Source organism: Armatimonadota bacterium (assembly GCA_020354555.1).
Lineage (GTDB): Bacteria > Armatimonadota > Hebobacteria.
In genome coordinates, this window is the sequence record CP070648.1 from 1209774 (window position 1) to 1212354 (window position 2581).

Here is a 2581-nt window from a genome sequence, read left to right on the forward strand (position 1 = left end):
CGATCGGCTCCTGGATCACGAAATACGCTTCATCCCCCCGGTTGTACGCCACAAAGGCGAGCTGGAATCGCTCCACCATTCGCTGCTTGCGCGAGGCGAAATCAGGCAGCAGAATCGGCCCCGTATCCACCTGGTAGATATTGCGGATGTCGTTGACATTCATCGTTTTGATCGGAAACTCGATGGACGCGCGGTGCCGCCCGGCCTCGTCGGATACCTCGACGCGCCCGTTGAGAACGCGGTTGGCCAGCGTGGCTCTTACGATCTCCTCGTCGGCTTCGAGCACTTCCGCGGCCTGCATCCGAACGTCAATGCGGACATCGTCGAAACGCTCCGCGTTGGCGGCGACCGTGTTGTTGACCTCGTAGGGCACGCCGACGCGGATCAGGATGAACTCCTGCGCCGAGAAGATGCCGCAGAAATCGTAGCTCGGATCGAGGAAGAGCACGCCCGTGCCATAGGTGTCTTCCCCCTTGCACGAGGCGACCAGGTAGTAGTCCTGTGCCGCATTCTCACGGTCGTCGGTGATCGTGCAGCGGGCTTCAACTTGGATACGCGCGTTGTTCGAACGCCCCGGAGTGACGAATGTCACGAACGAGCGGCTGAAATCACAGGTCTGCATGATACCCCTCCCTGCGGCGCGCCGGCGTTGGCGTCAACCCGATTCGGCGCGCCGTTGCCGCCCCCTGCTGCAAAGCATCGCTCCAACGCGGTGCGCCTCCCGATGCCGCAGGAGACCCTCCGCGCCGCGCTGAAGAAGTGGTCGCAGGAGGCCCCGCCCATGCGCGCTCGCGAAGTGCAGGATTTGCTCGTCGCATTGTCCCCGCCCCTCGGCGGGGAAGAGGGATTCCGCTTCGGCGACCCCGACGTGGAGACTACCAGCATCCTCGTCACCTGGATGGCGACGTGCGACGCCATCCGAACCGCCGCCGACAGCGACTGCAAGCTCATCGTCTGCCATGAGGATCCGTTCTTCCCCTACAGCGGCTCGGGGGCTCTCGAAACCTCCATTACGTGGCGCGTGAATCGAAACCGCATGGAGCTACTTTCACGCCATGCCATGACCGTGCTGCGCGCGCATGGCACCCTCGACCGCCTGTGCGTCGTTGACGAGTTCGCGCGTGCCGCGGGGCTGCGCGGCGACGTCGTCGCGGACGGCCTGGCACGGACCTTCACCATCCCCGAAACGACCCTTGTTGACCTTGCCCGCGCGATCAAGGCGAGCCTCGGGATGAACCGCCTGCGGGTCGTGGGGGACCTCGCCCGACGCGTCACCAAAGTCGGCGTCGCCGTCGGCGGTATCGGCCTCAGCTCCAACATCAGCTTCTGGGAAACGCTCCTCCAGCACGGCGCCGAGGTCGTCCTCACCGGTGAGAGCGACGAATACGCCATGCGCTATGCCGTGGACAGCGACATCGGGATCATCGAAACCACACACCCCATCAGCGAGAACCCGGGACTGCGGCGGTTCTGCGACATCCTGCGCCGGGAGTTCCCGGGCGTGGCGGTCGAGTTCTACGAGTGCGGCGTGCCCTGGGAGGAAGTGTGATATGGCGCGAGCCCGGAATTTCTCCAACACCGAGTACTTCAACCGGATGTGCGCGCGGCAGCGTCCGGCGCTGGCGTTCAGCGGGAAGACGAAGGCCGAGTGGCGCGCGTGGCGACGCAAGCTCGCGGCGCGCCTGCGCCAGTTGCTCGGCGACTTCCCCAGGCCGGTGCCGCTGCGCCCGGAAGTCGTCGAGCGCGAGGACCTTGGCGACGTCATCCGCGAGAAAGTCGTCTTCGACTCCGAACGCGATATGTCCGTGCCTGCGTACGTCCTGATTCCGAAAAGCCGTAAGCGCGGCGAGCGCTTGCCCGCCGTGCTGTCGTGTCACGGCCACGGCGTGGGCAAAGCATTCCCGGCCGGCGTGGACCAATCCCTGGGCGAATACCGCGATCACGCCGTGCTTCTTGCTCTGCGCGGGTATGTCACGATGGCGCCGGACTGGCGCCGGTTCGGCGAGCGCGCCGACGACCCCGAGCACTACCGCGGCCGCGATCCGTGCAACGTCAACTTCATCAAGGGCTCGCTACTCGGGGTCAATCTGCTCGCTCTCGATATCTGGGATGCCATGCGCTGTCTGGACTACCTCGAGCGGCGACCTGAAGTCAACCCCGACCGCATCGGCACCGCCGGCAACTCCTTCGGCGGCACCATGTCTATGGTCACCGCCGCCGTTGACGACCGCGTGAAGTGCGCCATCGTCAGTTGCTACCTCAATACGTTCGAGCAGTTCGCGATCCGCCAGGGCAACTTCTGCGGCTCGCAATATCTGCCCGGCCTGCGCAAGTGGGCGGAACTCGCGGATGTCTGCGGCCTCATCTCCCCCAGGCCGCTGCTCATCATCGCGGGCAAGCAGGACGAGGGCTTTCCATTCCATGCCACGATGAAGGCGTACCGCCAACTCCGCCGCATCTACGCCGCCGCGGGCGCGAGCGATCGGCTCGACCTCGACGCGTTCGACGGTGGCCACCGCTTCAATCCCGACAAGGCGCTGCCGTGGTTCGACCGGTGGTTGAAAGGCGAGGCGTGAGAGGC

Annotated in this window: 3 protein-coding genes; 2 read left to right on the forward strand and 1 reads right to left on the reverse strand. The window is 65.3% G+C overall.

Annotation, left to right across the window (positions count from 1 at the left end; translation table 11 throughout):
• Positions 1 to 622 (reverse strand): hypothetical protein (locus JSV65_04935; GenBank protein UCH35698.1); only part of this gene is annotated, 622 nt, incomplete at its 3' end.
• Between the two features lie 159 nt (positions 623 to 781).
• Here JSV65_04935 and JSV65_04940 point away from each other — a divergent pair.
• Positions 782 to 1549: a Nif3-like dinuclear metal center hexameric protein gene (locus JSV65_04940; GenBank protein UCH35699.1), complete on the forward strand. Its 768-nt coding sequence runs from the start codon at positions 782 to 784 to the stop codon at positions 1547 to 1549.
• Between the two features lies 1 nt (position 1550).
• The gene (locus JSV65_04945) at positions 1551 to 2576 is read left to right on the forward strand and encodes an acetylxylan esterase (protein ID UCH35700.1); all 1026 of its coding nucleotides are present in this window, start codon (positions 1551 to 1553) and stop codon (positions 2574 to 2576) included.
• Positions 2577 to 2581 lie beyond the last annotated feature (5 nt).

What these genes read in the sequence shown, in the direction of transcription:
- JSV65_04940 (UCH35699.1), top strand. Translation starts at nt 782, where the DNA reads ATGCGCGCTCGCGAAGTGCAGGATTTGCTCGTCGCATTGTCCCCGCCC.
- JSV65_04945 (UCH35700.1), top strand. Translation starts at nt 1,551, where the DNA reads ATGGCGCGAGCCCGGAATTTCTCCAACACCGAGTACTTCAACCGGATG.